At 63.9% G+C, this 24,098-nt stretch carries 20 protein-coding genes; 5 read left to right on the forward strand and 15 right to left on the reverse strand.

The genetic code is table 11. The features are described from left to right. Positions 1-485 precede the first annotated feature (485 nt). Complete coding sequence (locus NGM28_RS14300; RefSeq protein WP_275679287.1) at positions 486-1,127, reverse strand: TetR/AcrR family transcriptional regulator; 642 nt, start codon at positions 1,125-1,127, stop codon at positions 486-488. 170 nt (positions 1,128-1,297) lie between these two features. Between NGM28_RS14300 and NGM28_RS14305 the strand changes: the two genes are divergently transcribed. Beyond that, positions 1,298-2,395, forward strand: coding sequence for an efflux RND transporter periplasmic adaptor subunit (locus tag NGM28_RS14305; RefSeq protein ID WP_240065118.1), 1,098 nt, complete (start codon positions 1,298-1,300; stop codon positions 2,393-2,395). 6 nt (positions 2,396-2,401) lie between these two features. Beyond that, positions 2,402-5,467 (forward strand): efflux RND transporter permease subunit, encoded by a 3,066-nt coding sequence (locus tag NGM28_RS14310; protein WP_252090552.1) that lies wholly within the window; start codon positions 2,402-2,404, stop codon positions 5,465-5,467. A gap of 155 nt (positions 5,468-5,622) precedes the next feature. Here NGM28_RS14310 and NGM28_RS14315 read toward each other — a convergent pair whose 3' ends face one another. The 4 genes from NGM28_RS14315 to plsB form a co-directional block, all read right to left on the reverse strand. After that, positions 5,623-6,309, reverse strand: a complete 687-nt coding sequence (locus tag NGM28_RS14315; RefSeq protein WP_011535299.1) for a DUF4197 domain-containing protein — start codon at positions 6,307-6,309, stop codon at positions 5,623-5,625. A gap of 32 nt (positions 6,310-6,341) precedes the next feature. Further along, positions 6,342-6,740 carry a YbaY family lipoprotein gene (locus NGM28_RS14320; protein ID WP_213658025.1) on the reverse strand — a complete coding sequence of 133 codons (399 nt, stop codon included), beginning with the start codon at positions 6,738-6,740 and terminating at the stop codon, positions 6,342-6,344. An 89-nt stretch (positions 6,741-6,829) separates the two neighbouring features. Next, complete coding sequence (locus tag NGM28_RS14325; protein ID WP_252090553.1) at positions 6,830-7,540, reverse strand: hypothetical protein; 711 nt, start codon at positions 7,538-7,540, stop codon at positions 6,830-6,832. A 169-nt stretch (positions 7,541-7,709) separates the two neighbouring features. Continuing rightward, positions 7,710-10,196 (reverse strand): glycerol-3-phosphate 1-O-acyltransferase PlsB, encoded by a 2,487-nt coding sequence (plsB, locus tag NGM28_RS14330; protein ID WP_252090554.1) that lies wholly within the window; start codon positions 10,194-10,196, stop codon positions 7,710-7,712. Positions 10,197-10,425: 229 nt separating this feature from the next. Between plsB and NGM28_RS14335 the strand changes: the two genes are divergently transcribed. Next, positions 10,426-10,635: a cold-shock protein gene (locus tag NGM28_RS14335; protein ID WP_011535295.1), complete on the forward strand. Its 210-nt coding sequence runs from the start codon at positions 10,426-10,428 to the stop codon at positions 10,633-10,635. 126 nt (positions 10,636-10,761) lie between these two features. Here NGM28_RS14335 and NGM28_RS14340 read toward each other — a convergent pair whose 3' ends face one another. The 4 genes from NGM28_RS14340 to NGM28_RS14355 form a co-directional block, all read right to left on the reverse strand. Further along, positions 10,762-11,139: a hypothetical protein gene (locus tag NGM28_RS14340; protein WP_240065124.1), complete on the reverse strand. Its 378-nt coding sequence runs from the start codon at positions 11,137-11,139 to the stop codon at positions 10,762-10,764. Positions 11,140-11,156: 17 nt separating this feature from the next. Next, positions 11,157-11,969: a putative RNA methyltransferase gene (locus NGM28_RS14345; RefSeq protein WP_252090555.1), complete on the reverse strand. Its 813-nt coding sequence runs from the start codon at positions 11,967-11,969 to the stop codon at positions 11,157-11,159. After that, on the reverse strand, positions 11,969-13,120 hold the full coding sequence (dapE, locus tag NGM28_RS14350) for a succinyl-diaminopimelate desuccinylase (protein WP_252090556.1): 1,152 nt from the start codon (positions 13,118-13,120) through the stop codon (positions 11,969-11,971). The genes NGM28_RS14345 and dapE overlap by 1 nt, the downstream gene beginning before the upstream one ends. Positions 13,121-13,291: 171 nt before the next feature. Further along, positions 13,292-15,883, reverse strand: coding sequence for a glycosyltransferase (locus NGM28_RS14355; protein WP_252090557.1), 2,592 nt, complete (start codon positions 15,881-15,883; stop codon positions 13,292-13,294). A gap of 242 nt (positions 15,884-16,125) precedes the next feature. On the opposite strand from NGM28_RS14355, the gene tcdA reads away from it, so the two are divergent. Further along, entirely contained in the window at positions 16,126-16,935 is an 810-nt protein-coding gene (tcdA, locus tag NGM28_RS14360) for a tRNA cyclic N6-threonylcarbamoyladenosine(37) synthase TcdA (RefSeq protein ID WP_240063851.1), read from the forward strand. Between the two features lie 99 nt (positions 16,936-17,034). Here the strand turns inward: tcdA and NGM28_RS14365 are convergent, their stop codons facing one another. The 4 genes from NGM28_RS14365 to NGM28_RS14380 form a co-directional block, all read right to left on the reverse strand. Continuing rightward, a complete protein-coding gene (locus tag NGM28_RS14365) occupies positions 17,035-17,445 on the reverse strand; it encodes a SufE family protein (protein WP_252090558.1) in 411 nt (136 codons plus the stop codon). After that, positions 17,442-18,647 (reverse strand): cysteine desulfurase, encoded by a 1,206-nt coding sequence (locus NGM28_RS14370; protein WP_252090559.1) that lies wholly within the window; start codon positions 18,645-18,647, stop codon positions 17,442-17,444. The genes NGM28_RS14365 and NGM28_RS14370 overlap by 4 nt, the downstream gene beginning before the upstream one ends. A gap of 79 nt (positions 18,648-18,726) precedes the next feature. Further along, the gene (gene dapD, locus NGM28_RS14375; RefSeq protein ID WP_240063848.1) at positions 18,727-19,761 is read right to left on the reverse strand and encodes a 2,3,4,5-tetrahydropyridine-2,6-dicarboxylate N-succinyltransferase; all 1,035 of its coding nucleotides are present in this window, start codon (positions 19,759-19,761) and stop codon (positions 18,727-18,729) included. A 43-nt stretch (positions 19,762-19,804) separates the two neighbouring features. Continuing rightward, positions 19,805-20,152 carry an ArsC family reductase gene (locus NGM28_RS14380; RefSeq protein ID WP_252090560.1) on the reverse strand — a complete coding sequence of 116 codons (348 nt, stop codon included), beginning with the start codon at positions 20,150-20,152 and terminating at the stop codon, positions 19,805-19,807. Between the two features lie 269 nt (positions 20,153-20,421). Between NGM28_RS14380 and NGM28_RS14385 the strand changes: the two genes are divergently transcribed. After that, a complete protein-coding gene (locus NGM28_RS14385) occupies positions 20,422-22,068 on the forward strand; it encodes a Na+/H+ antiporter (RefSeq protein WP_240063846.1) in 1,647 nt (548 codons plus the stop codon). Here NGM28_RS14385 and NGM28_RS14390 read toward each other — a convergent pair. Both NGM28_RS14390 and dapC read right to left on the reverse strand, forming a co-directional pair. Continuing rightward, positions 22,061-22,822, reverse strand: a complete 762-nt coding sequence (locus NGM28_RS14390) for a M12 family metallopeptidase (protein WP_252090561.1) — start codon at positions 22,820-22,822, stop codon at positions 22,061-22,063. The genes NGM28_RS14385 and NGM28_RS14390 overlap by 8 nt on opposite strands. 75 nt (positions 22,823-22,897) lie before the next feature. Then, complete coding sequence (dapC, locus tag NGM28_RS14395; RefSeq protein ID WP_252090562.1) at positions 22,898-24,091, reverse strand: succinyldiaminopimelate transaminase; 1,194 nt, start codon at positions 24,089-24,091, stop codon at positions 22,898-22,900. Positions 24,092-24,098 lie beyond the last annotated feature (7 nt).

The following is a 24,098-nucleotide window of genomic DNA, read 5'->3' on the forward strand; positions in this document are numbered from 1 at the left end:
GCATATCCGTTTGCTATGTAGACGCAGAGTCACCTTTGCGCCCTTACGGCCAGGCCTTTCAAGGTGTTCGACGTTAGTGTTGCAGCGCTTATGAGATCGAGCGCCACCCGCGTGGCGCATCGCGGATGAATCCGCTCCTACATCGGTTGCAACGTACCGCACCTGCCAGGCCATGGTTGCCAGCCTTGGCGCCAGCCGAAAAAACGCGTCTTACAAACAAGGCGAACAACCATGGCCTATCGGTCATGGCCACGTTGCAACGAATGTAGGAGCGGATTCATCCGCGATGCGCCGCGCGGGCGGCGCTCGATTTCACAGGCGCTGCAAGAATCCCGGCGGGCACCTGGCGGCCCTGATGCGGTAACGCCCCCTGCGTCCAAAGACCTTGAAAGGGATGGCCGTAAGGGCGCAAAGGTGAATCAGCATCGCTATCGCCAATGGATATGCTCAAAAAACCGCAAACCATCAGGCTGAGAGCTGAATGCCTACCCCCCATAAGCCCGCATGAACAACCCCACTACCTCCCGCACATGCACCTCCACCTCATCCCCCGTCAACGCCGGCGCACATCCCAGTAACAATCGATAATCCGGAGCGCCCTTGATCAGGCAGAAGAAATGCTCCGCCGCTCGCAGCGGGTTGTCGATGCGCAGCAGCCCCCGTTGGTCGACGCAACGCAGCAGCGCCTCCATCCCGGTCAGCACCCGTTTCGGCCCCGCCTCGTAGAAGTACCGCCCGAACCCCGGGTCCTGGCTCCCCAAGGCAAAAATCAGCCGGCTGAGCTTGACCGACTCGTCCGAACTGATCAGCGCCTGGAACCCCCGTGCGATATTCAACAGCACGTCCTCCAGCGCCACCCCGTCGGGGTACTCGAAGATCAGGTCGGGCAGTTGGGTCTGACAGGTCGCCATGACCGCTGCGCCGAACAAGGTCTGCTTGTCGGTGAAATGGCTGTAGACCGTAAGTTTTGAAACACCTGCCGCCGCAGCGACCGCATCCATGCTGGTGTTGGCATAGCCAAGGCTGAGAAACAGCGACTTGGCGGCTTCGAGGATGGCCTCGCGCTTGGCCAAGTCCTTGGGCCGGCCTGGGCCGATGGGTGCGTCGTTGGACATGGGGATCCGCATCTGTTTTGAAACCGACCATCTTACCGGGTCGAGGGCCATCCGGCTGCAACGCGCGTCGCCGCGTTATTCCACATTTTCTGTCGGCAGCCTGCTTCCCCGACCCGATTCCCTGACTTAATATACCCGCCAGTATAAATATTCGATGCGCCCTCTGCCAAAGGTCCTCCATCATGTTGCGTCGTGCGTTGTCCCTTGCCCTGCCCGCTGCCCTCGTGCTGCTCACCGCCTGTGGCCAGCAGGCCGCGCCGCCCTCGGCCCCGCGCCCGGCGCTGGTGGTGCAGCCCCAACCCGCTGGCGCCTCGGCCGACAGCTACCCCGGCGAAGTGCGGGCGCGTTTTGAGCCCGAACTGGCCTTTCGCATCGGCGGCAAGGTGAACAAACGCCTGGTGGAAGAAGGGCAGCGGGTCAAGGCCGAACAGGCCCTGGCCGAGCTCGACCCACAAGATGTGCGTCTTCAACTGGAGGCCAACCGTGCCCAACTGGCCGCCGCCGAGGCCAACCTGGCGCTGGTGCGCGCCGAGCGCGACCGTTACCAGAAACTGCTGGATCGGCAGATGGTCAGCCATTCGCAGTTCGACAATGCCGAAAACCTCTACCGCGCAGGTCTTGCCCGCTTGAAACAAGCCAAGGCCGAATTCGAGGTCGCTGGCAACCAGGCTGATTACGCGGTGTTGCGCGCGCCTCAGGCCGGCGTTATCGCCAAGCGTCAGGTCGAAGTGGGGCAGGTGGTCGCCGCAGGCCAGACCGTGTTCACCCTGGCCGCCGATGGTGAACGTGAGGTGGCGATCGGCTTGCCTGAGCAGCAATTCGCCCGATTCAGTGTCGGGCAGACCGTGAGCGTGGAACTGTGGTCGCACCCCAACCAGCGTTTCGAAGGGCGTATCCGTGAACTGTCGCCGGCAGCCGATCCGCGCTCGCGTACTTTCGCCGCACGTATCGCCTTCACCTCCAGCAGCACCCCTGCCGAATTGGGCCAGAGTGCCCGTGTCTTTATCGCCCACACCGAGCAGGCGCCGCTTGCCGTGCCGCTGTCGGCGGTCACCGCCGAAGCCGGGCAGGCCTATGTGTGGCGGGTCGGCAAGGATAATCGCCTGGAGCGTGCCGCGGTCCGCCTTGGTGCTTACGGGGCCGACAGCGTGCCGGTGCTCGAAGGCTTGCAAGCCAGCGACTGGGTGGTGGCCGCGGGTGGCCATGTGTTGCGAGAGGGGCAGCAAGTGCGCCCGGTGGACCGCAGCAACCGTGAAGTGAACCTGGCGACCAAGGAGTAAGTGCCGATGGGTTTCAACCTTTCCGCCTGGGCGCTGCGCAACCGCCAGATCGTGCTGTTCCTGATGATCCTGCTGGCCGCGATCGGGGCCATGTCCTACACCAAGCTTGGGCAGAGCGAGGATCCGCCGTTCACCTTCAAGGCCATGGTCATCCGCACCTTGTGGCCGGGTGCGACCGCCGAGGAGGTCTCGCGCCAGGTCACCGAACGGATCGAGAAGAAGCTGATGGAAACCGGCGAGTACGAGAAAATCGTCTCGTTCTCCCGCCCCGGCGAGTCCCAGGTCACCTTCATGGCCCGCGACTCGCTGCATTCCAAGGACATCCCCGAGCTCTGGTACCAGATCCGCAAGAAGGTCGCGGATATCCGCCATACGCTGCCACCCGAGATCCAGGGGCCGTTCTTCAATGACGAATTCGGCACCACCTTCGGCAATATCTACGCCCTGACCGGCTCCGGCTTCGACTATGCAGTGCTCAAGGATTACGCCGACCGTATCCAGATCCAGCTGCAGCGCGTCAAGGACGTGGGCAAGGTCGAGTTGATCGGCCTGCAGGACGAGAAAATCTGGATCGAGCTGTCCAACGTCAAGCTCGCCACCCTGGGCGTTCCGCTCGCGGCGGTACAGCAGGCGTTGCGTGAACAGAACGCGGTCAGTACCGCAGGCTTCTTCGAAACCTCGAGCGAGCGTTTGCAGCTGCGTGTCAGCGGGCGTTTCGACAGCGTCGAGCAGATCCGCCAGTTCCCCATTCGTGTCGGTGATCGCACCTTCCGCATCGGCGATGTCGCCGAGGTGCAACGCGGTTTCAACGACCCGCCCGCGCCGCGCATGCGCTTCATGGGCGAGGATGCCATCGGGCTTGCCGTCTCGATGAAGGATGGCGGCGATATCCTGGTGTTGGGCAAGGCGCTGGAAGGCGAGTTCGCCCGCCTGGCCCAGAGCCTGCCGGCAGGCATGGAGCTGCGCAAAGTCTCCGACCAGCCGGCGGCGGTCAAGGCCGGTGTCGGCGAGTTCGTCCAGGTGCTGGTCGAGGCCCTGGCCATCGTCCTGCTGGTGAGCTTCTTCTCCCTGGGCCTGCGCACGGGCCTGGTGGTCGCCCTGGCAATCCCGCTGGTGCTGGCGATGACCTTCGCCAGCATGCATTACTTCGGCATCGGCCTGCACAAGATCTCGTTGGGCGCGCTGGTGCTGGCGCTGGGTTTGCTGGTGGACGACGCGATCATCGCGGTGGAGATGATGGCGATCAAGATGGAGCAAGGGTACGACCGGCTCAAGGCGGCCAGCTACGCCTGGTCGAGCACGGCGTTCCCGATGCTGACCGGCACCCTGATCACCGCAGCGGGCTTCCTGCCGATCGCCACGGCGGCCTCGAGCACCGGCGAATACACCCGGTCGATCTTCCAGGTGGTGACCATCGCCTTGCTGACATCATGGGTGGCGGCGGTGGTCTTCGTACCGTATCTGGGTGAACGCCTGCTACCTGACCTGGCCAAGCTGCACGCGGCGCGCCACGGCAGCGACGGGCATGCGCCGGACCCTTATGCCACACCGTTCTACCAGCGTGTGCGGCGGATGGTGGAGTGGTGCGTGCGGCGACGCAAGACGGTGATCCTGCTCACCATCGCGGCCTTCGTCGGCAGCATCCTGCTGTTCCGTTTCGTGCCCCAGCAGTTCTTCCCGGCTTCCGGGCGTCCGGAGCTGATGATCGACCTGAAGCTGGCCGAGGGCGCCTCGCTCAACAACACCGCCGAACGCGTCAAGCAACTGGAAGTGCTGCTCAAGCAACAGGACGGCATCGACAACTATGTCGCCTATGTCGGTACCGGCTCGCCACGCTTCTATCTGCCCCTGGACCAGCAACTGCCCGCGGCGAGCTTCGCCCAGTTCGTGGTGCTGGCCAAGTCGCTGGAAGACCGTGAGCGCCTGCGCAGCTGGCTGATCAGTACGCTGGACGAGCAGTTCCCCGACCTGCGTTCGCGGGTCACGCGCCTGGAGAACGGCCCGCCCGTGGGTTACCCGGTGCAGTTCCGTGTGACCGGCGAGCATATCGAGAAAGTCCGGGCATTGGCCCGTGAAGTGGCGGCAAAGGTGCGCGAGAACCCTCACGTGGTCAACGTGCACCTGGACTGGGAGGAGCCGAGCAAGGCGGTCTACCTGGACATCGACCAGGACCGTGCCCGCGCCCTGGGCGTGAGTACCGCGCAGTTGTCGAGTTTTCTGCAAAGCTCGCTGACGGGCAGCAACGTCAGCCAGTACCGCGAGGACAACGAACTGATCGAGATCCTGCTGCGCGGCACCCCGGAGGAGCGTCGCGAGCTGGGCAGCCTGGGAAGCCTGGCCTTGCCCACCGACAATGGCCAGAGCGTGGCGTTGTCGCAGGTGGCCACCCTGGAATACGGTTTCGAGGAAGGTATCATCTGGCACCGCAATCGCCTGCCTACGGTCACCGTGCGTGCCGACATCTACGACAAGGAGCAGCCGGCCACGTTGGTCAAGCAGATCCTGCCAACCTTGCAGCAGGTGAAGGACGAGCTGCCTGACGGTTACCTGCTGGAAGTGGGCGGCACCGTGGAAGACTCCGAACGCGGCCAGCGCTCGGTGAACGCCGGCATGCCGCTGTTCATCGTGGTGGTGCTGAGTTTGCTGATGATCCAGCTGCGCAGCTTCTCGCGGATGTTCATGGTGTTCCTCACCGCGCCCCTGGGCTTGATCGGCGTCACCTTGTTCCTGCTGGTATTCCGCCAGCCGTTCGGTTTCGTCGCCATGCTCGGCACCATTGCCCTGGCGGGGATGATCATGCGTAACTCGGTGATTCTGGTGGACCAGATCGAACAGGATATCGCGGCGGGACTGGACCGCTGGCAGGCGATCATCGAGGCCACGGTTCGACGCTTCCGGCCCATCGTGCTGACCGCGCTGGCGGCGGTGCTGGCAATGATTCCGTTGTCGCGCAGCGTGTTCTACGGGCCGATGGCGGTGGCGATCATGGGTGGGTTGATCGTGGCCACGGTGCTGACGCTGCTGTTCCTGCCGGCGTTGTATGCGGCGTGGTTCAGGGTGAAGAAGGGCTGAAGATCGGGGCTCCTACTGGTACAGCGTTGATCGTGTAGGAGCGGCTTCAGCCGCGAACACCGGCGTAGCCGGTGCCAGGCACCGCGGTGCTCGATTCGCGGCTGAAGCCGCTCCTGCAGGAATTGCATTGCACCATCCCGTGGGAGCGTTCAGGTTCAGAGCGCGCCAAATACTTTCTTGGCAAGGCTGGTCGCCGCCTGGGCCGGGTTCTGGCGAATGCTTTCTTCCTGCTTGGCGATCATCTCGAACAGCCCATCCAGGGCTTTCTCGGTCACGTAGTTCTCGATGTTGGCGTCATCCTTGATCAGCCCCAGGCCTTTGGCCTGCCCGGCAAAGCTGTTGTACTGCTGGGCCAGGCCGACCTTGTCGGTGGCCTGCTTGACGATCGGCAGGAACTTGGCGCGGATCTGCTCGCGGCTGCTCTTGTTCAGGTACTGGGTAGCCGAGTCCTGACCGCCGCTGAGGATGCCCTTGGCATCGGTCACGGTCATCTTCTTCACGGCGTCTACCAGAATCGCCTGGGCCTGTGGCACGGCGGCTTCGGCGGCCTTGTTCATGCTGGTTTCAAGGGCCTCGACCTGGTCACCCTTGCCGAACATCTTCATGGCTTTGGCTGCCTTGCCGAGGTTGCCGGGCAGCTCGATGCGCACATCGGGGTTGTTGCTGAAGCCGCCCGGCGAACTCAACTGTTTGACGGCGATCTGTGCGCCTTGGGTGAGCGCGTCCTTCAGGCCGCCGGAGGCATCGCTCTGGGACAGGTCGCCGAGCGACAGGGCCAGCGCGCTGGCCGACAGCAGCAGGCCGGCGCACAGGGTGGTGAAGCGCAGGGAGGTGCGAATCATGGGGCTTTCCTTATAGACAGAATGGAGCGGGTTCAGCGGACCGGGTCGACCTTGATGCGGACAGGTTGCGGGTCGCTGCCATCAAGCAGCACACCATGGTGTTCGGTGTTGATGAACAGCAGCTTGCCGTCCAGCTCGATGCGTGCGCTGAGCGCGTAGCGATGGCCAGGTTTGACCTGGGCGGGGTCATACTTCAGGTGGAAGGGCAGCGGCACGTTGCCTTTGACCGGGCCGGCCTGGCGGGCCAGGGTCACCGCCGGGGCGTCCATCAGCGATACATCCTGGAGGGCGACGCTCAAGGTGGCGGTCGGTGGCAGGGCAATGCGCTGCAGGTAGAAGACTTCGCCGTCCAGGCTGGCCTGGTTGGACGGGGCATGGTTGGAGCAGGCTGCGAGCAGGGATGCGCAACACAGCAGGACGAGCTTTTTCATGGAATCTCCAAAATCCTTGGGCCGGCTTGTGGCCAACCCAAGGACTTTAGCGGAAATTCATCGCCAGGGGCGATCTTGCCGTGAGGTGATCAAGACCTGGCGTTGCGCAGCTCGACCTGCATGCCGGCTTCCAGTGTTTCGAGATCGATGTTGCGCAGGTTGCGGCCGGCAACGAAGTGGCCCGAGGGGGCCTGCAGCATGAAGCTCAGGTCGTGGCTGACGCCATCGCTCACCAGCACCTGCTGGTCGTAGTACAGCGAGAACGGAGCATTGAGGTCACGCATCTGGTAGACATTCTCGGAGATCTGGTTGAAGACCTTCTGCCCGTCATCGTTCAGACGTACTTCATACAAATCGGCGAACAGTTGATGACCGGACAAATCCTCGATGTTCGCGGCCAGTACACTGCCAGTGATCTGCTTGAAGCTGGGGGCCGCCATTCGCTGGGCGCCCGTTTCAGAGCCGGCGAGCGTGATGTCCTGTTCGACGCGAATGGTGGCGTGATCGAGGGCCAGCGGCAGTGTGACACGTACCTTTTCGGAGCCTTCCCCCCAGCCTGCGATCAGAACCGCTTCAAGTTCCAATGCCTCCCCGGCTGCGAAAGTGCGCTTGTCGAGGTGCAACTGGTAGGGAATCGGGGCGCCGCTGTACTGCTGGACACAGGATGCCAGCCATTCGGAGCGGGGAATGATGCCGGGGTGGGTCACCACCACAAGCACGCGAACCGGCGTTGCATCGAATTCGGGAATGTCGACGAGATCGATCGAACCATGCAGTTCGATGATGTTTTCATTTGGCATGTAGTGTTCCTGTTTCAAGCACGGTAGGTGGATAACACCGGTAGCTGGTGTCGGATACCATTGTGGGAAACAGGCGGGGTTACGATCAGAGGGAAGTTGTTTCTGCCGGAGAGGCAGATTGAGGAAGCGCTCCTCGTGGAGCGCTCCTACAAACTGCGAATCCTAAGTGTCAGGCTTCAGGGTTTTCCTGCGGCTCATCCCGGTGCAGCGCCACCTGGCGGATGGACAGGCGCAGCTCCGCCGACAACACCCGCTTGGCCACGCCCTCGGCCAGCTCTGCGAGCTTGTCGTGGTAACCCAGCTTGCCCTCGCCATCGGGTTGCAGCACACCCTCGCGCACCAGGGTCTGGATGAAGTGGCGGAACAGGGTCTTGTCGAAGAATTCCGGCGCATTCAGGCCATGCAGGATCGACAGGCGCTGGGCCATCATCACGCACAACTCTTCCAGCTCCTCGGCGCTCAGCGTGTGCTGGCCGCTGTTGAGCAGCAGCGAGGTGGCCATGTAGAAGCGCTGCAAGGTCTGGGTGATGGTGCGGGCCAGCAGGGTCAACAGAACGAACTGCCGCGAGCTGGGGGCCGGGCGCATGTAGATGTCGTTTTCCTGGCGCAGCAGGCCCTGGCTGACCAGCGCCGCCAGCCACTGGTCGATCACCTCGTCCAGCTGTTCGGGCGTCCAGCGCAGGAACAGCTCGGCCTGCAGGTAGGGGTACAGCGCCCGCACATACTGGCCCAACAGATCGCGGCTCATGCGCGAACTGCTGAGGAAGAAGCTCGCCAGCAGCCCTGGCAGGGCGAAAATGTGCAGGACGTTGTTGCGGTAGTAGGTCATCAGCACCGCGTTGGCTTCGTCCAGGTAGAGGATGCGGCCCATCGCGTCCTTCTGCTCGGCCAGCAGGTCCATGCCCAGTACATGCTTGATCAGGACCTGGCCATCACCTTCGGGCAGTGTGGTGTGCGGCGAATAGGGCACTTGGCGCAGCAAGGCCAGGTACAGGTCGAGCACACGGGTCAGGGCGCGCTCGTCCAGGGCCAGGCGGCTGGTCGAAAGCAAGGCCAGGGCCACCAGGTTGACCGGGTTGATCGCCGCCGCTTCGTTCAGGTGGCGGGCGACGGTCTCGCCCAGGCGGGTGGTGGTGTCGTTGAGCCAGGCTGGTCGGAATTGCGGGCCGAGTGCCTGCTCACGCCAGCCGGGTTGCTGCTCATCGAGGAAGCCTGCGAGGCGGATCGGCTCGCCGAAGTTGACGTAGACCTGGCCGAAGCGCTGCTTGAGTGCGCCAATCACCTTGAAGATGTCGAAGATCGATTCTTTCTTCTTGCTCGCGCCGCGTAGTTCACCCAGGTAGGTACGGCCCTCGAGCACTCGCTCATAGCCGATGTACACCGGGACGAAGACGATCGGCGTACGCGAGGAGCGCAGGAAGCTGCGCAGGGTGATCGCCAGCATGCCGGTGCGTGGCTGCAGCATGCGCCCGGTGCGCGAGCGTCCGCCCTCGACGAAGTACTCCACCGGGAAACCCTTGGTGAAGAGTGTGTGCAGGTACTCGTTGAACACCGCCGTGTACAGCGGGTTGCCCTTGAAGGTGCGGCGCATAAAGAACGCGCCACCCCGGCGCAGCAACCCGCCGATCACCGGCATGTTGAGGTTGATCCCGGCCGCGATGTGCGGCGGCGTCAGGCCGTTGCGAAACAGCAGGTAGGATAGCAGCAGGTAGTCGATGTGGCTGCGGTGGCAGGGCACGTAGATCACTTCATGGCCAGGGGCGATGCCCTGCACCTGCTCGATATGGTTGACCTTGATGCCGTCGTAGATCTTGTTCCAGAACCAGCTGAGCACCACTTCGAGGAAGCGGATCGCTGTGTAGGTATAGTCCGAGGCGATCTCGTTGCCGTAGTGCAGCGCCTTGGCTTCGGCCTTGGCGTAGGGGATCTTCTCGCGCTCGGCTTCGTCGCTGATGGCTTGGCGCACCAGCGGGTCGTGCACCAGGCCCTTGACCAGGTTGCGTCGGTGCGAGATGTCCGGGCCGATCACCGCGGTCTTCAGGTTGCGAAAATGCACGCGCATCACCCGCTGGGCCATGCGCACGGTGCGTTCATGGCCCTTGTTGTGGTCGACCAGCTCGCGCAGATGAATCGGGGCGGAGAACTGCACACGCGTCTTGCGCCCCAGGATCAACACGCTCAGCAGCCGGCGCAGGCGCCCGGTGACCGCCCAGCTGTCGGCGAACAGCAGTTTCCAGGGGCTCGACTCGCTGGCCGGGGTCTGGCCCCAGAACACGCTGACCGGGATGATCTGCGCATCTTCTTCGGCGTGCTGGCTGATGGCTGCAACCAAGCGTTCGAGGGTGGGTGGGGCGCCGCGCTTGTCCTGCCGGCCCAGCCAGTCGGGGTCGGGGGTCAGGTAGAAGAACCCGGCGGGCTCCTGCAGCGGGCCGACGGCCACCGGCAGCACTGGGCGCGGCAGCCCCGCCTTGGTGCACTCGTGGTCCACCACGGCCAGGTCGGTGAGCGACGGCGAGGAAAGGGCGTAGAACACCGGGCGGCTGCGGTCGAGCTTGAGCGTCAGCGAGGACTGGTTGATGGTTTCGGAGCGCACCCACAGGTAGAGAACGCGACGCAGGGCGCCGAAGATGAGGCGGCGCAGGGGGGAACGGGTCATGGGGGTGGGCCCTGGGTGAGAGTTTCGGTGTTTTCCAGGCCGATAGTCTGCCGTATCTGCGTAAGTTCAGCAAAAATCGGCAAAAATCAGTGCCGTCATGAATTTTTTTTGTTTCGTGTCATATACTCGGCCTGCCGCTTGCAGGATATTCGGGCAAGCTGCGAAGGCCCTGGGTGCTGACCCCAGGCCGGCAAGGCGATCTTCAAAATAAAAAACCGGAGTAGTTCAGATGTCGTCTCGTGAGACTGGGAATGTGAAGTGGTTCAACGATGCCAAGGGTTATGGCTTCATTCAGCGCGAAGGTGGCGCGGACGTGTTCGTCCACTATCGGGCTATCCGTGGTGAGGGGCATCGCACCCTGGTCGAGGGACAGCAGGTTGAATACGCCCTGGTGCAAGGCCAGAAAGGCTTGCAAGCCGAGGACGTCGTTGGTCTCTGACCGCAGCCTCAAGCGGTAAGCTTCAAGCTGCAAGCTGTCCGTGGAGCTTGCAGCCTGATGCAATCGAGCTTGTAGCTTGTAGCTTGTAGCTTGTAGCTTGTAGCTTGTAGCTTGTAGCTTGTAGCTTCAGTTCGTACGCCAGGTGATTTCCTGTTCACCGTCGGCACTGATGCGGATCCAGCGATCGGCATCTTCTTCACCATCTTCCTCTGCCCAGCTACCGGGCGCGCAACGTACTTCCACGTTCAGTGCGGCATAAGCCGCGCGGGCGCAGGCGATGTCATCGGCCCATGGGGTCTGGTCGCTTTCCAGGTACAGGCTGTTCCATTTCCCCACAGCTTTCGGTAACCAGGTGACCGGAATGTTACCGGCCGTGCACTTGAAGGTCTGGCCTTTCTGCTTCCATTCACTGCAGGGGCCCAGGGCCTGGGTCAGCCAGTCGGCGATCTGTTTGTGATCGACGTCGGCGTCCTTGAGGTAGATCTCGATATCGGGTTGGCGCATCAGGGGCTCCGGTGTGCTCAGTCTTGGCGCACGAAATAGTCATAACGCATGGAAACAGTGACCTCGAACGGTTCGGGCTGGTCGATCACCCGTGCACGCTTTTCGGCACTGGCGCGCCAGCCGTGCGGGGTCATGGCCAGCAGGTCGGCGCGGGCCTTGGCTTCAACCAGGCTCAGGCGGAACTCGAGAATCTCGCTGTGGGCGTGCACCATGCCTTCGGGAATCAGCGCCAGGTGCTTGTCATCGGCGTAGGGGCGCACTTCATCGTAGAGCACCTCACGCAGTTCCATCAGGTGGCCGCTGGTCGGGCCGACCCGCATCAGGCCGCCGCCGGGGGCGAGCAGGCGCTTGGCCTCCTGCCAGTCCAGCGGGCTGAACACGCTGGCGATGAAGCCGCAGCTGGCGTCGCTCAGGGGGACACGGGCCATGCTCGCGACCATCCAGGTCACCTGTGGGGCGCGGCGGCAGGCACGCTTGACCGCCTCGCGGGAGATATCCAGGGCGTAGCCATTGGCAGCCGGCAGCGCCTGGGCGATCTGCGCGGTGTAGTAGCCTTCGCCGCAGCCGATGTCCAGCCAGGCCTGCGGGGCGCGCTCGGCCGCCAGTTCGGCGAGACGGCGGGCGACGGGCGCATAGTGGCCGGCGTCGAGGAAATCGCGACGTGCCTCGACCATGGCCTGGTTGTCGCCCGGGTCGCGGCTGTTCTTGTGCTGCACGGGCAGCAGGTTCAGGTAGCCCTGGCGGGCGCGGTCGAAACGGTGGCCGGCGGGGCATGCCACGCCGTTGTCGAGCCGCGCCAGGGGCGCCTGGCAGAGGGGGCAGGCGAGCATCAGGCGAGCAACCGCACCAGGGTTTGGTAGTAGATCTCGGTCAGCAGGTCGAGGTCGCTGGCCAGGATGCGCTCGTCCACCTGGTGGATGGTGGCGTTGACCGGGCCGAGCTCGACCACCTGAGTGCCCATGGTGGCGATGAAGCGGCCATCGGAGGTACCGCCGCTGGTCGATGCCTGGGTCTCGCGGCCAGTGACCGCCTTGATGCTCGACGACACCGCGTCGAGCAGGTCGCCCGGTTCGGTGAGGAACGGCAGGCCGGACAGCGCCCAGTCGATCGACCACTCCAGCTGGTGCTTGTCGAGGATCGCCGCGACACGTTGCTGCAGCCCTTCGACAGTCGACTCGGTGGAGAAGCGGAAGTTGAACAGCGCCGTCAGATCGCCCGGCACCACGTTGGTGGCGCCGGTGCCGGAGTTGAGGTTGGAGATCTGGAAGCTGGTCGGTGGGAAGAACGCGTTGCCTTCGTCCCAGTGCTCGGCGGCAAGTTCCGCCAGGGCCGCGGCGGCCAGGTGGATCGGGTTGCGTGCCAGGTGCGGGTAGGCCACGTGGCCCTGCTTGCCGCGCACGGTCAGCTTGGCGCCGAGCGAACCGCGGCGACCGTTCTTGACCACGTCACCCAGCAGCGTGGTGCTGGAGGGTTCGCCGACGATGCACCAGTCCAGGCGCTCGTTGCGCGCCTTGAGCAATTCGACCACGGCCTTGGTGCCGTGGTGTGCCGGGCCTTCCTCGTCGCTGGTGATGAGGAAGGCGACCTTGCCGCGATGGTTGGGGTAGTCCTGCACGAAGCGCTCGCTGGCCACCACCATCGAAGCCAGGCTGCCCTTCATGTCGGCGGCGCCACGGCCGCAGAGCATGCCGTCGGCATCGATCAGCGCTTCGAACGGTTCATGCTGCCATTGCTGTACCGGGCCGGTCGGTACCACGTCGGTGTGGCCGGCGAAGCACAGCACCGGGCCGTCCTGGGTGCCATGGGTGGCCCAGAAGTTGTCGACGTCCTCGAAACGCATGGGCTCGAGCTGGAAGCCGACGGCGCCCAGGCGGTTCATCATCTGGGTCTGGCAGTCGGCGTCGACCGGGGTGACCGAGGGGCGGCGGATCAGGTCGCAGGCCAGTTGCAGGGTAGGCGATAGCTCGGCTGGGGCCGTCATTGCAGGACTCCGGGGCAAGGCAAGGCGAGGGAAACAGAGGGGCGTTATCTTATATCAAACCAGGGGGAAGTGGGGCCGTGGTGCGGCCCTTTCGCGGCACAAGGCCGCTCCTACAGCCAGAGTAGGAGCGGCCTTGTGCCGCGAAAGGGGCGCAACGCGCCCCCGACGATCTCAAGCCTGCTGCGGTTCGGCGGCCTTTTCCGCAGGCTTTGGCAACGACGACAACAGCGCCATCACCAGCGCCGCCAGGTACGGCAATGACTGCACCAGCAGCATCGCTACCCAGAAGCGCATGTCCGAACTCGGCAGCCCCTGCACCAGGTAGATGCCCAGCGCCGCGCCCCACAGCATCAACATGATGAACAGCTCTTCGCGAGCCTCGGAGATCGCCACCAGCACACCATGGCTGTCGGCATTCTTCGGTGTGCGGAAGAACGGCATGCTGCTGGTGAAGAACCCGTACAACACCGCCTTGGCGATGGTGTGCGACAGCGCCAGCCCCGCCAGTGCCGCAGCGAAGGCATCCTTCAGGTCCACCCCCACGGCGCGGCGGTAGAGGAACAGGATCTTGCCGACCTTGAAGAAGAACAGCGCCAGCGGCGGAATGGCGAACATCATCAGCGGCGGGTCGACCCGGTGCGGCACGATGATCATCGCCGCCGACCACAGCAGCGCCCCCACGGTGAAGAAGATGTTCATGCCGTCGGCGATCCACGGCAGCCAGCCGGCCAGGAAGTGGTAGCGCTGGCCGCGGGTCAGCTCGCTGCCCTTGCCGCGCAGCAGGGCGCTGGCGTGGTGCTTGATGATCTGGATGGCGCCATAGGCCCAGCGGAAGCGCTGCTTCTTGAAGTCGATGAAGGTGTCGGGCATCAGGCCCTTGCCATAGCTGTTGTGGGCATAGGCGGCCGACAGGCCTTTCTCGAACACCCGCAGGCCCAGTTCGGCATCCTCGCAGATGCACCACTCGGCCCAGCCCAGTTCCTCGAGCACGGTGCGCCGAGTCATGGTCATGGTGCCGTGCTGGATGATCGCGTCGCGGTCATTGCGGGTGACCATGCCGATATGGAAGAAGCCTTTGTATTCGCTGTAGCACAGTTTCTTGAAGGCGCTTTCGTGCTGGTCGCGGTAATCCTGCGGCGACTGCACCACGGCGATCTTCGGGTCGGCGAAGTGCGGCACCATGTGCTTGAGCCAGTTGCGATCCACACAGTAGTCCGAGTCGATCACCGCGATCACTTCGGCGTCCTTGGCGGTATGCGGGATCAGGTAGTTCAGCGCGCCGCCCTTGAAGCCCGCCAGGGGCGCAACATGGAAGAATTTGAAGCGCTCGCCGAGTTTCTCGCAGTGGGCCTTGAGTGGCTCCCACACGGCCGGGTCCTTGGTGTTGTTGTCGATCACCAGCACTTCGTAGTCCGGGTAATCCAGTGCGGCGAGGGCGTCGAGGGTCTGCTTCACCATCTCCGGTGGTTCGTTGTAGCACGGCACGTGCACCGAGACCTTGGGACGGTAGGCGCTGTCGCCCTGCACCGGCAGGAACTCCCTGCGCCGCTTGTGCGTCCATACCGCTTCAGCCAGTTCATGGGCTTCGGTCAGGAGCACGATGAACACCCCCAGGGCACCCAATGCCAGCAGCACACCGACCGTGAGGCTGAACCAGGTGCTGTACTGCTGGCTGTAGTCGTAGCCGATCCACACCAGCACCGAGCCACACAGGAAAGTAATGAAGGTCAGGAACGTGCGACCGCGCTGGCGCAAGGCCGAACCGTCGATCAACAGCACGGTCAGGGCGATCATTGCCAGCACCACCGACGCTACGGCCAAGGCCCGCCACTGCGGGATCGCCACGATCGGACCTTCGAAATTGAATTTCTGTTGGCGCGCGGCATTGAACACCCCCCAATAGGCGCCCACCGAGCCTTCGTCGCTGGCTTTCCAGGGTTGGTCGTAGGCTTCGATGACGAAATAGTTGTAGCCCCGGCGGTTCAATGTGTTGACCAGAGTACGCAGGTAGATGGCCTGGTCGGCCTGGGTGGCATCGGCGCCGCCGCGCATGCGGCCGTTGCTCGGCCAACCGACTTCGGACAGCAGCAGTGGCTTGTGTGGGAACTGCTTGCGCAGGTCGCGGGCGCGGTCGAGGACGAATTGCACCGAATCCTTCATCGGCACAAACTCCCAGTACGGCAGGATGTGCGCGGCGATCAGGTCCACGTGTTTCGCCAGTTCCGGGTGTTCCTTCCAGATGTGCCACTGTTCGCTGGTGGTCACGGGTACCTTGACTGTGGCACGGACCCTGTCCAGGTAGCCGATCAACTGTTCGGCAGTGACCTCTTCGCGGAACAGCGCCTCGTTACCCACCACTACCCGCACGACGCTGCGAGCGGTATTGGCCAGGCCGATGGCCTTCTCGATCTCGCGCTCGTTGCGCTCCAGGTCGTTGCTGATCCAGATTCCCAGGGTGACACGCAGGCCAAGCTCTTCGGCCAGGTGGGGCACTTCGGCCTGGGTGCCTTCGACGGTGTAGATACGGATGTTGTCGGTCAGTTTGTTCAGTTGCTCAAGGTCCTGGCGGATCTCGTCCTCGCTCGGGTACTGGCCCTTTTGTGGGCTCTGGCCCAGGCGGAACGGTGAATAGGAGAAACCGGAGATCTGCTCCGGCCAGGCAGGGGCGGACACCGGGCGGTTGATGAGTGCCCAGAACCCGGTGAACAGCGCGGCGATGGCCAGGACCACCACCAGGTTGAGACCGAATTTGCGTGATGACATAGGTGTTAGAGGTTCCGAAGAGTGGCGCGGCGTGGGGCCGTCAGGGCGCAAGTCCTACACTGGCGAAGCGGGCACTGCGTTGGATTTGCCAAAGAGGATGAAGTTCTGGGGCCGCTCGGTTGTCGTCCATATCTTTTTCTTTGATGGAACATTAAAGCAGGCTTGGCAGGACTCTCGCCAATGGCAACCCCAGATCAGGCCGCTTGGCATATAATGCGCGCCGATTTTTTCGAGGTTGAGCCATGAGCACAGAAGATCCACGCTTTGCCGGCGTCGCCCGGCTGTACGGCGATGAAGGCTTGCAACGCCTGCGCCAGGCCCATGTGGCCATTGTCGGCATCGGCGGGGTCGGCTCGTGGGCGGCGGAAGCCATGGCCCGCAGTGGCGTGGGTGAAATTACCCTGTTCGACCTCGATGACGTATGCGTCAGCAACACCAACCGCCAGGCCCATGCCCTGGAAGGGCAGGTCGGGCGGCCCAAGGTCGAAGCCATGGCCGAGCGGCTGAAGGCGATCAACCCGGCGTGTACGGTGCACGCGGTGGCCGATTTCGTCACCCGCGACACCATGGTCGAGTACATCACCGAAAACCTCGACTGCGTGATCGACTGCATCGACAGCGTGATGGCCAAGGCCGCGCTGATCGCCTGGTGCCGCCGACGCAAGATCGCCATTGTCACCACTGGCGGTGCGGGTGGGCAGATCGACCCGACCCAGATCCAGATCGGCGACCTCAACAAGACCTTCAACGACCCGCTGGCCTCGCGGGTGCGCTCGACCCTGCGTCGCGACTACAACTTCTCGCGCAATACCAGCCGTAACTATGGCGTGCCGTGCGTGTTTTCCAGCGAGCAGCTGCGTTATCCCAAGGGGGATGGCAGCGTGTGCCTGCAGAAGAGCTTCGTGGGCGAGGGCGTGCGGCTGGACTGCGCGGGCGGATTCGGCGCGGTGATGATGGTGACGGCGACCTTCGGCATGGTGGCCGCGAGCAAGGCGGTGGAGAAGCTTGTGGCGGGGGCGCGGCGACCTTCGGAGCGGGTCAAGGCCCAATAGCGGCGTTGGCCCCTGCGCGGTATTTGGCACCGGCTTTGCCGGTGTTCGCCAGCAAGGCTGGCTCCTACAGGTGTGCGTTTGGCGCTGGTTCGTGTGGGTTCAGCCTGCGGATGCCAACTCGGCCATCCTGAGCAACACCGCATGTAGCCCATTGCTGCGTGAGGGTGACAACTGACGCTCCAGCCCCAGTTGAGTGAACCAGCCACTCAGGTCCAGATCGGCCAGCTCCGTGCTGCGCAGCCCTTGTGCCCGCACCAGCAATAGCGCCAGCAAACCTCGCAGCAAGCGAGCATCACTGGATGCCTTGAAGTGCCAATGGTCGTTTTCCAGCGTGGCCACCAACCACACCAGGCTTTCACAACCGTGCACGCGGTTGTGTTCACTTTTCTCTGCCTCGTCCAGCGGTTCCAGCCGATCCCCCCACTGCATCAGCAGCCGTGCCCGCTGCTCCCAACCCCGAGCCTGCTCGAAGCTTTCCAGCACGAGGCTGGCCTCGCTCGAAAGACTCATCGCAGCAGCTCCAGGCCTTGGTCGAGCGCCTCGAAGAAGCGCTGCAGATCGTCGCTGTCGCTATACAGCCCGAGGGACACGCGAATCGCCCCGTCCAGCCCCAGGTTCCTCAGCAATGGCATGGCGCAGTGATGCCCGGCGCGCACGGCAATCCCTTGTTCGGTCAACAAATGGGCGATGTCGGCATTGTGCACCCCCTCGATGACAAAGCTGGCCAATGCCGCCTGGGGGGAACCAAGCACTTGGATTCCTTCCCGATCGGCCAGCCCGCGCAACAGATGCTGGTGCAGGCTGGCTTCATGGGCGGCAACCGCATGGGCGTCGAGACTGGCCAGGTAATCCAGGGTGGCGCCCAGGCCGATGACGCCGGCAATAGGCGGAGTACCCGCCTCGAAGCCCAGTGGCGCGGGGCGGAAGCTGGCACTCTGATAGTCTGCCAACTGGACCATCTCCCCGCCGAACTGCCAATGGCGCAGCAGCTCCAGCGCCTGTTGGCGGCCATACAGCACGCCAACACCGTCCGGGCCATAGAGCTTGTGGCTGGAGAACACGTAGAAATCGCACTCCAGCTGCTGCACATCATGGCGACCATGAACCACGCCCTGGGCGCCATCGACAACGCTCAACGCGCCCTGGGCGCGGGCATGGGCCAACAGCGGTGCCAGCGGCTGCCAGGTGCCCAGTACGTTGGACAGCTGGCTGATCGCAAGCAGGCGGGTGCGTGGACCGATCAGTTGCAGGGCTTGCTCCAGGTCGACATACCCCTGGTCGTCCACCGGCAGGATAACCAGGCGCAGGTTGCGCCGATGTGCCAACTGCTGCCAGGGCAGCAGGTTGGCGTGGTGTTCCAGCGCACTGACGGCAATCTCGTCACCCGCCTCGAAGCGATGCTCCAGGCCATAGGCCAGCAGGTTCAAGGCCGAGGTGGCGCCGTGGGTGAAGATGATCTGCCGTGTGTCCGGCGCATTGAGCCAGGCTGCAACCTTCTCTCGGGTACCTTCGAACGCCTGGGTGGCCAGGGCGCCCGGCAGGTGCTGTGCACGATGCACATTGGCTGCGCCATGGCCGTAATAATGGTTCAGGGCGTCAAGCAGTGCCTGGGGTTTCTGCGTGGTGGCGGCGCTGTCCAGGTAGGTCTGGTGCTGCCGTTGCAGGGCGGCGATGGCGGGGAAGTCGGCACGCCAGGGGGAGGGCTGGAACATGTTCGCGGGGCCTGGAAAGAAAAATCGGGTCTGCCCGTAAGAGCAAGACCCGATCTTATCACTTCGAACTCGCAGGTTCTCAGTTGTGGGCGTGCAGCGCCTCGTTCAGCTCGATGGCCGACTTGTGGGTCTTGCACTCCACTGCGCCGTTGAGCGAGTTGCGACGGAACAGCAGGTCGGTCTGGCCGGCCAGGTCGCGGGCCTTGACCACCTGGACCAGCTGGTTGTTTTCGTCCAGCAGGTTCACCTTGGTGCCAGCGGTGATGTACAGGCCTGCTTCCACGGTGTTGCGGTCGCCCAGCGGGATGCCGATACCGGCGTTGGCACCGATCAGGCAGCCTTCGCCGACCTTGATGACAATGTTGCCGCCACCGGACAGGGTGCCCATGGTCGAGCAGCCGCCGCCCAGGTCCGAGCCTTTACCGACGAACACGCCCGCAGAAACGCGGCCTTCGATCATGCCCGGGCCTTCGGTGCCGGCGTTAAAGTTGACGAAGCCTTCGTGCATGATGGTGGTGCCTTCGCCGATGTAGGCGCCCAGGCGCACACGGGCGGTGTCGGCGATACGCACGCCGGCCGGCACGACGTAGTCGGTCATCTTCGGGAACTTGTCCACCGAGAATACTTCCAGCAGCTCGCCCTTCAGGCGCGCTTCCAGTTGCAGCTCGGCCAGTTCGGCCAGGTCGACCGCGCCCTGGTTGGTCCAGGCGACATTGGGCAGCAGCGGGAAGATGCCGGCCAGCGAGACACCGTGCGGCTTGACCAGGCGGTGCGACAGCAGGTGCAACTTGAGGTAGGCCTCGGGGGTGGAAGCCAGGGTGCTGTCTTCTTTCAGCAGAGTGGCGACCAGCGGCTTGTGGCTTTCGGCCAGACGGGTCAGCAGGGCGGCTTGAGCGCTATCGACACCCTTGAGCGCGTCGGCCAGCTGTGCGGCCTGGGCGGTGGTGAAGGCGATGGCCTGGTTGCCGCCTTCGTAACCGAGGATCGGCGCAATGGCGGCGACCAGCTCGGCGGACGGCTTGAGCACCGGCTGCGCGTAGAACACTTCCAGCCAGGCGCCCTGGCGGTTCTGGGTGCCGACACCGAAGGCCAGGCTGAACAGGGATTGAGACATGCGATTACCTCGTGCGAAAAGGGGGTGGAGCGTAATGCGGGGATCAGGCCAGTGCCGCGGCGTACAGGTCGGGCTTGAAACCGACGAGCGTGCGGTCGCCGAGGTCCAGTACCGGGCGCTTGATCATCGACGGCTGGGCGAGCATCAGTTCTACGGCCTTCGCTTGGTCGAGATCGGCCTTGCTGGCATCGTCGAGCTTGCGGAAGGTGGTGCCGGCGCGGTTCAGCACGACTTCCCAGCCATGCTCGGTGCACCAGCGGTTCAGGCTGTCGCGGTCGATGCCTTGGGTCTTGTAGTCGTGGAACTCGAAGCCGATGACCTTTTCTTCAAGCCAGGTGCGGGCTTTTTTCATGGTGTCGCAGGCTTTGATGCCGTAGAGAGTGTAAGCCATTGAATGCCAGGGCCGCCGGGCAGCCCGATACTCCGTGAAGATAGGGTGGGGCCGATTATGCGGTATCGATGGGGTTGGCGCCACGGCCACGGGCTCGAAGGCAGGGGCGATGTGTATCACAGCTTCTCACGAATCATTGTGTTACATATTCAGGGGCGAGCTGCGACTATCGTGCAGCGGCCCACGATAGACGCTCCCCGCTAACATATTGTTTCAATGGCGTTGTTGCGCCCCGCTGTCGATTCTCCGTTCAAACAGGAAGCTCACCGATGCAGTCAGCCTATACCGTCCTTATCCTGCTGATGCTGGTGAGCCTGTCGAAACTGGTGGGGCGCGTGGTGCCGCTTCCACTGCCGCTGGTGCAGATTGGCGCCGGCGCCTTGCTGGCCTGGCCGACCCTGGGGTTGCATGTGGCACTGGATCCGGAGCTGTTCCTGTTCCTGTTCCTGCCGCCGTTGCTGTTCGCCGATGGCTGGCGCATGCCCAAGCGTGAGCTGTGGCGCATCCGCGGACCGGTTGTGGCCTTGGCGGTGGGGTTGGTGCTGTTCACCGTGGTCGGGGCCGGTTACTTCATCCACTGGCTGCTGCCGGCTATTCCATTGCCCGTTGCTTTCGCATTGGCCGCGGTGCTCTCGCCTACCGATGCCGTGGCCGTGTCGGCCATTACCCAGGACCGTCTGCCCACGCCGTTGATGCACATGCTGCAAGGCGAAGCCTTGATGAATGACGCCTCGGGCCTGGTGACGTTCAAGTTCGCCTTGGTGGCGGCCATTACCGGCGTGTTCTCGTTGACCGAAGCCAGCCTCACCTTCGTGCTCGTCGCCCTTGGCGGGTTGGCGGTGGGCGTAGCGCTCAGTTGGTTGGTCGGGCGCCTGCGGATGTGGATGATCACCCGTGGCTGGGATGATCCGGCGACCCATGTGGTGTTCATGCTGTTGTTGCCGTTCGCCGCCTATGTGCTGGCCGAACGGCTGGGTGTGTCGGGCATTCTCTCGGCGGTGGCTGCCGGCATGATGCAGAGCTGGCTCGACCTGCTGCCGCGCCAGACCAGCACCCGCCTGCTCAACCGCAGCGTCTGGTCGCTGCTGGAGTTCGCCTTCAACGGTTTGATCTTCTTGTTGCTCGGCCTGCAACTGCCGGACATCGTCAAGGCGGTGGTCAGCGACGAGGCGGCGGCCTGGCCGACCCTGGCATGGCGCTGCCTGGATGTGATGGCGATCTTCGCCACGCTGGTGTTGCTGCGGTTCATCTGGGTGCAGAGCATCTGGCGGGCGATCGGCGTGGTGCGGCGCTGGCGTGGCAAGCCCGAGCTGGTTTTGATGCCGACCGCCCGGTCCTGCTGGCTGCTGACCCTGGGTGGCGTGCGCGGTGCGGTTACGCTGGCGGGCGTGATGTCGGTGCCCTTGCTGATGGGGGCGGGCAAGGCGTTTCCCGAGCGTGACCTGCTGATCTTCATCGCCGCCGGGGTGATCCTGTTGTCACTGGTCAGTGCCGTCATCGCGCTGCCAATCTTGTTGCGCGGCGTAACCAAGAGCCCGGACGAGCGCCTGCGCCAGGAGGTTCAGGAGGCCTGGCGGCGCACGGCCGAGGCAGCCATCCATGCCCTCGAGGCGGAGGAAGTCAGTGATGCCGGCGCACCACAGGACGCGGCGCAGGCCACCTTGGCCATCGAGCTCAAGGCCCGGTTGATGGCTGAGTACCGCGATGAGCTGGACAGCTACAACGATACCGCCGAGGCCCGTGCCCTGGCCGAGCAGATGGACCTGCTGGAGCGCCGCTTGCGCCTGCGTGCGCTGCGGGCCCAGCGCCTTGAACTGTACAACCTGCATCGCCAGCATCAGGTGGGCGATGAAGTGGTACGACAGGTACTGGGCGAGCTGGACTTGAGTGAGGCCAACCTGGGCCAGGTCAGGTAACTGCCTGGGAGCCATTGGTTGGAAAAGGGTAGGCCAGGCGCATGAAAGCCAGATCCTTTTCACTCAAGTGGCTGTTCAGCCCAATCTCCCAGTCACCGTGAGTGAACGCCTGGGGAACCGGGTAATGCATGACCGAAGCTGGGTCGTACTGGGTCTTCACCAGGCCGATGTCGGCACGCCTGGCGATCATCTCGTCCATCACCTGCTGGCGCGTCCAGCCCTGTTCCGCATTGGCCACGCGCACAACTTCCTCGACATTCCACGGAATGCTGGCATCGGGGTGCTGGTGTTCGTGTTCCGCCCCCAGGGCGTGGCCGAACTCGTGCAATACGACGTGCTCGAAGGCGGCATCGCCGGGTTCGACGTTGAGGTTCATGGTTTCGGCGGGCATGGCCAGGGCGTCGGTTCCGGCGCAGGACTCATTGCGTGGCAGCGCCCTGCCAGTGCGCACCCTGATTTGTGCCTGTGGGTCGTTATCCCAAGTCAGGGTCATTGCCAGGTTGGCCCCCGAGCGTAGCAGCCATTGTGAAGCAGTCCTGAAGATTTCCGACTTCAGGAAATCATCGGGGCTGCCGAGGAACGATACCTTCAGTAAACGGCCGGGGCGCCAGAGTTTGCGGGTGATGGCCAAGGCGCGCTTTTTTCGGCCGCCGGCGCTCGTGGGTACGTTGCCGGGATTCTCCAATCGTGCCTGCAGTTCGGCGAACCGTGGGTCGGCAGGCTTCAGGTGGTGGGAAAAGATCAGTTGAGACATGGGAAAACTCCGTGTTTGAAAGCCCGGAGTTTTCCTCTGCTGGCGTGCCGGTGTGCGGTAGATAGTGCTGCGGTGTCAGCGGCTCAGGAATGCACGAATCCGCTCGGCCGCCTCGATGCATTCGGCCAGCGGTGCGACCAGCGCCATGCGCACGCGCCCGGCCCCGGGATTGACGCCATCCACCTCGCGCGACAGGTACGAACCCGGCACCACGGTCACGTGCTGCGCTTCGAACAGGTCGCGGGTGAAGTCGGCATCGTTGCCCGGCACCTTGGCCCACAAGTAGAAGCTGCCATCGGGGCGTTGCACATCCAGTACCGGCTGCAGGATGTCGAGTACCGCATCGTACTTGGCGCGGTACTGGTCACGGTTGTCGCGCACATGAGCCTCGTCCTGCCAGGCTGCAATGCTGGCCAGTTGGGTTTGCACAGGCATGGCGCAACCGTGGTAGGTGCGGTACAGCAGGAACGGCTTGATGATCGCGGCGTCGCCGGCGACGAAGCCCGAGCGCAGGCCTGGCAGGTTGGAGCGCTTGGACAGGCTGTGGAACACCACGCAGCGCTTGAAGTCGCTGCGGCCGAGCTCGGCACATGCAGTGAGCAGGCCCGGTGGCGGGGCGTCCTCATCGAAGTAGAGTTCGCTGTAGCACTCATCGGAGGCGATGACGAAGTCGTGCTCGTCGGCCAGGGCGATCAGCTTTTTCAGCGTGTCCATTGGCACCAGCGCGCCGGTGGGGTTGCCCGGGGAGCACAGGAACAGGATCTGGCAGCGCTTCCAGACCTCGGCCGGCACGGCATCGAAGTCCGGGTTGAAGCCGTTGCTTTCCAGGCATGGCAGGTAGTGCGGGGTGGCGCCGGCCAGCAGGGCCGCGCCTTCGTAGATCTGGTAGAACGGGTTGGGGCTGACCACCAGGCCGTCGTCGGCGCGGTTGACCACGGCCTGGGTGAAGGCGAACAGCGCCTCGCGTGTACCGTTCACCGGCAGGATGTGGCGGTCGGCATCCAGCCAGCCGGCCGGTACCTTGAAGCGGCGCTCGCACCACTGGCCGATGGCTTGGCGCAGGGCGGGCAGGCCGAGGGTGCTCGGGTAGACCGCCAACTTGTCGAGGTTGTCGGCCAGGGCCTTGGCGACGAACGCCGGTGATTCGTGCTTCGGCTCGCCGATCGACAGGGCGATGGCACGTTTGTCCGCCGCAGGCTTCACGCTACCGAGCAGGGCGCGCAGTTTCTCGAACGGGTAGGGCTGAAGCTGGGTCAAGGCATGGTTCATCGGCGCA

This window comes from Pseudomonas sp. MWU13-3659 (assembly GCF_023757525.1).
In the GTDB taxonomy this organism is placed as follows: Bacteria; Pseudomonadota; Gammaproteobacteria; order Pseudomonadales; family Pseudomonadaceae; genus Aquipseudomonas; species Aquipseudomonas entomophila_E.

What these genes read in the sequence shown, in the direction of transcription:
- NGM28_RS14305 (WP_240065118.1), top strand. Translation starts at nt 1,298, where the DNA reads ATGTTGCGTCGTGCGTTGTCCCTTGCCCTGCCCGCTGCCCTCGTGCTG.
- NGM28_RS14315 (WP_011535299.1), bottom strand. Translation starts at nt 6,309, where the DNA reads ATGATTCGCACCTCCCTGCGCTTCACCACCCTGTGCGCCGGCCTGCTG.
- plsB (WP_252090554.1), bottom strand. Translation starts at nt 10,196, where the DNA reads ATGACCCGTTCCCCCCTGCGCCGCCTCATCTTCGGCGCCCTGCGTCGC.
- NGM28_RS14345 (WP_252090555.1), bottom strand. Translation starts at nt 11,969, where the DNA reads ATGCTCGCCTGCCCCCTCTGCCAGGCGCCCCTGGCGCGGCTCGACAAC.
- NGM28_RS14335 (WP_011535295.1), top strand. Translation starts at nt 10,426, where the DNA reads ATGTCGTCTCGTGAGACTGGGAATGTGAAGTGGTTCAACGATGCCAAG.
- dapD (WP_240063848.1), bottom strand. Translation starts at nt 19,761, where the DNA reads ATGTCTCAATCCCTGTTCAGCCTGGCCTTCGGTGTCGGCACCCAGAAC.
- dapE (WP_252090556.1), bottom strand. Translation starts at nt 13,120, where the DNA reads ATGACGGCCCCAGCCGAGCTATCGCCTACCCTGCAACTGGCCTGCGAC.
- NGM28_RS14365 (WP_252090558.1), bottom strand. Translation starts at nt 17,445, where the DNA reads ATGAGTCTTTCGAGCGAGGCCAGCCTCGTGCTGGAAAGCTTCGAGCAG.
- NGM28_RS14310 (WP_252090552.1), top strand. Translation starts at nt 2,402, where the DNA reads ATGGGTTTCAACCTTTCCGCCTGGGCGCTGCGCAACCGCCAGATCGTG.
- tcdA (WP_240063851.1), top strand. Translation starts at nt 16,126, where the DNA reads ATGAGCACAGAAGATCCACGCTTTGCCGGCGTCGCCCGGCTGTACGGC.
- NGM28_RS14300 (WP_275679287.1), bottom strand. Translation starts at nt 1,127, where the DNA reads ATGCGGATCCCCATGTCCAACGACGCACCCATCGGCCCAGGCCGGCCC.
- NGM28_RS14390 (WP_252090561.1), bottom strand. Translation starts at nt 22,822, where the DNA reads ATGTCTCAACTGATCTTTTCCCACCACCTGAAGCCTGCCGACCCACGG.
- NGM28_RS14320 (WP_213658025.1), bottom strand. Translation starts at nt 6,740, where the DNA reads ATGAAAAAGCTCGTCCTGCTGTGTTGCGCATCCCTGCTCGCAGCCTGC.
- NGM28_RS14355 (WP_252090557.1), bottom strand. Translation starts at nt 15,883, where the DNA reads ATGTCATCACGCAAATTCGGTCTCAACCTGGTGGTGGTCCTGGCCATC.
- NGM28_RS14325 (WP_252090553.1), bottom strand. Translation starts at nt 7,540, where the DNA reads ATGCCAAATGAAAACATCATCGAACTGCATGGTTCGATCGATCTCGTC.
- dapC (WP_252090562.1), bottom strand. Translation starts at nt 24,091, where the DNA reads ATGAACCATGCCTTGACCCAGCTTCAGCCCTACCCGTTCGAGAAACTG.
- NGM28_RS14340 (WP_240065124.1), bottom strand. Translation starts at nt 11,139, where the DNA reads ATGCGCCAACCCGATATCGAGATCTACCTCAAGGACGCCGACGTCGAT.
- NGM28_RS14380 (WP_252090560.1), bottom strand. Translation starts at nt 20,152, where the DNA reads ATGGCTTACACTCTCTACGGCATCAAAGCCTGCGACACCATGAAAAAA.
- NGM28_RS14370 (WP_252090559.1), bottom strand. Translation starts at nt 18,647, where the DNA reads ATGTTCCAGCCCTCCCCCTGGCGTGCCGACTTCCCCGCCATCGCCGCC.
- NGM28_RS14385 (WP_240063846.1), top strand. Translation starts at nt 20,422, where the DNA reads ATGCAGTCAGCCTATACCGTCCTTATCCTGCTGATGCTGGTGAGCCTG.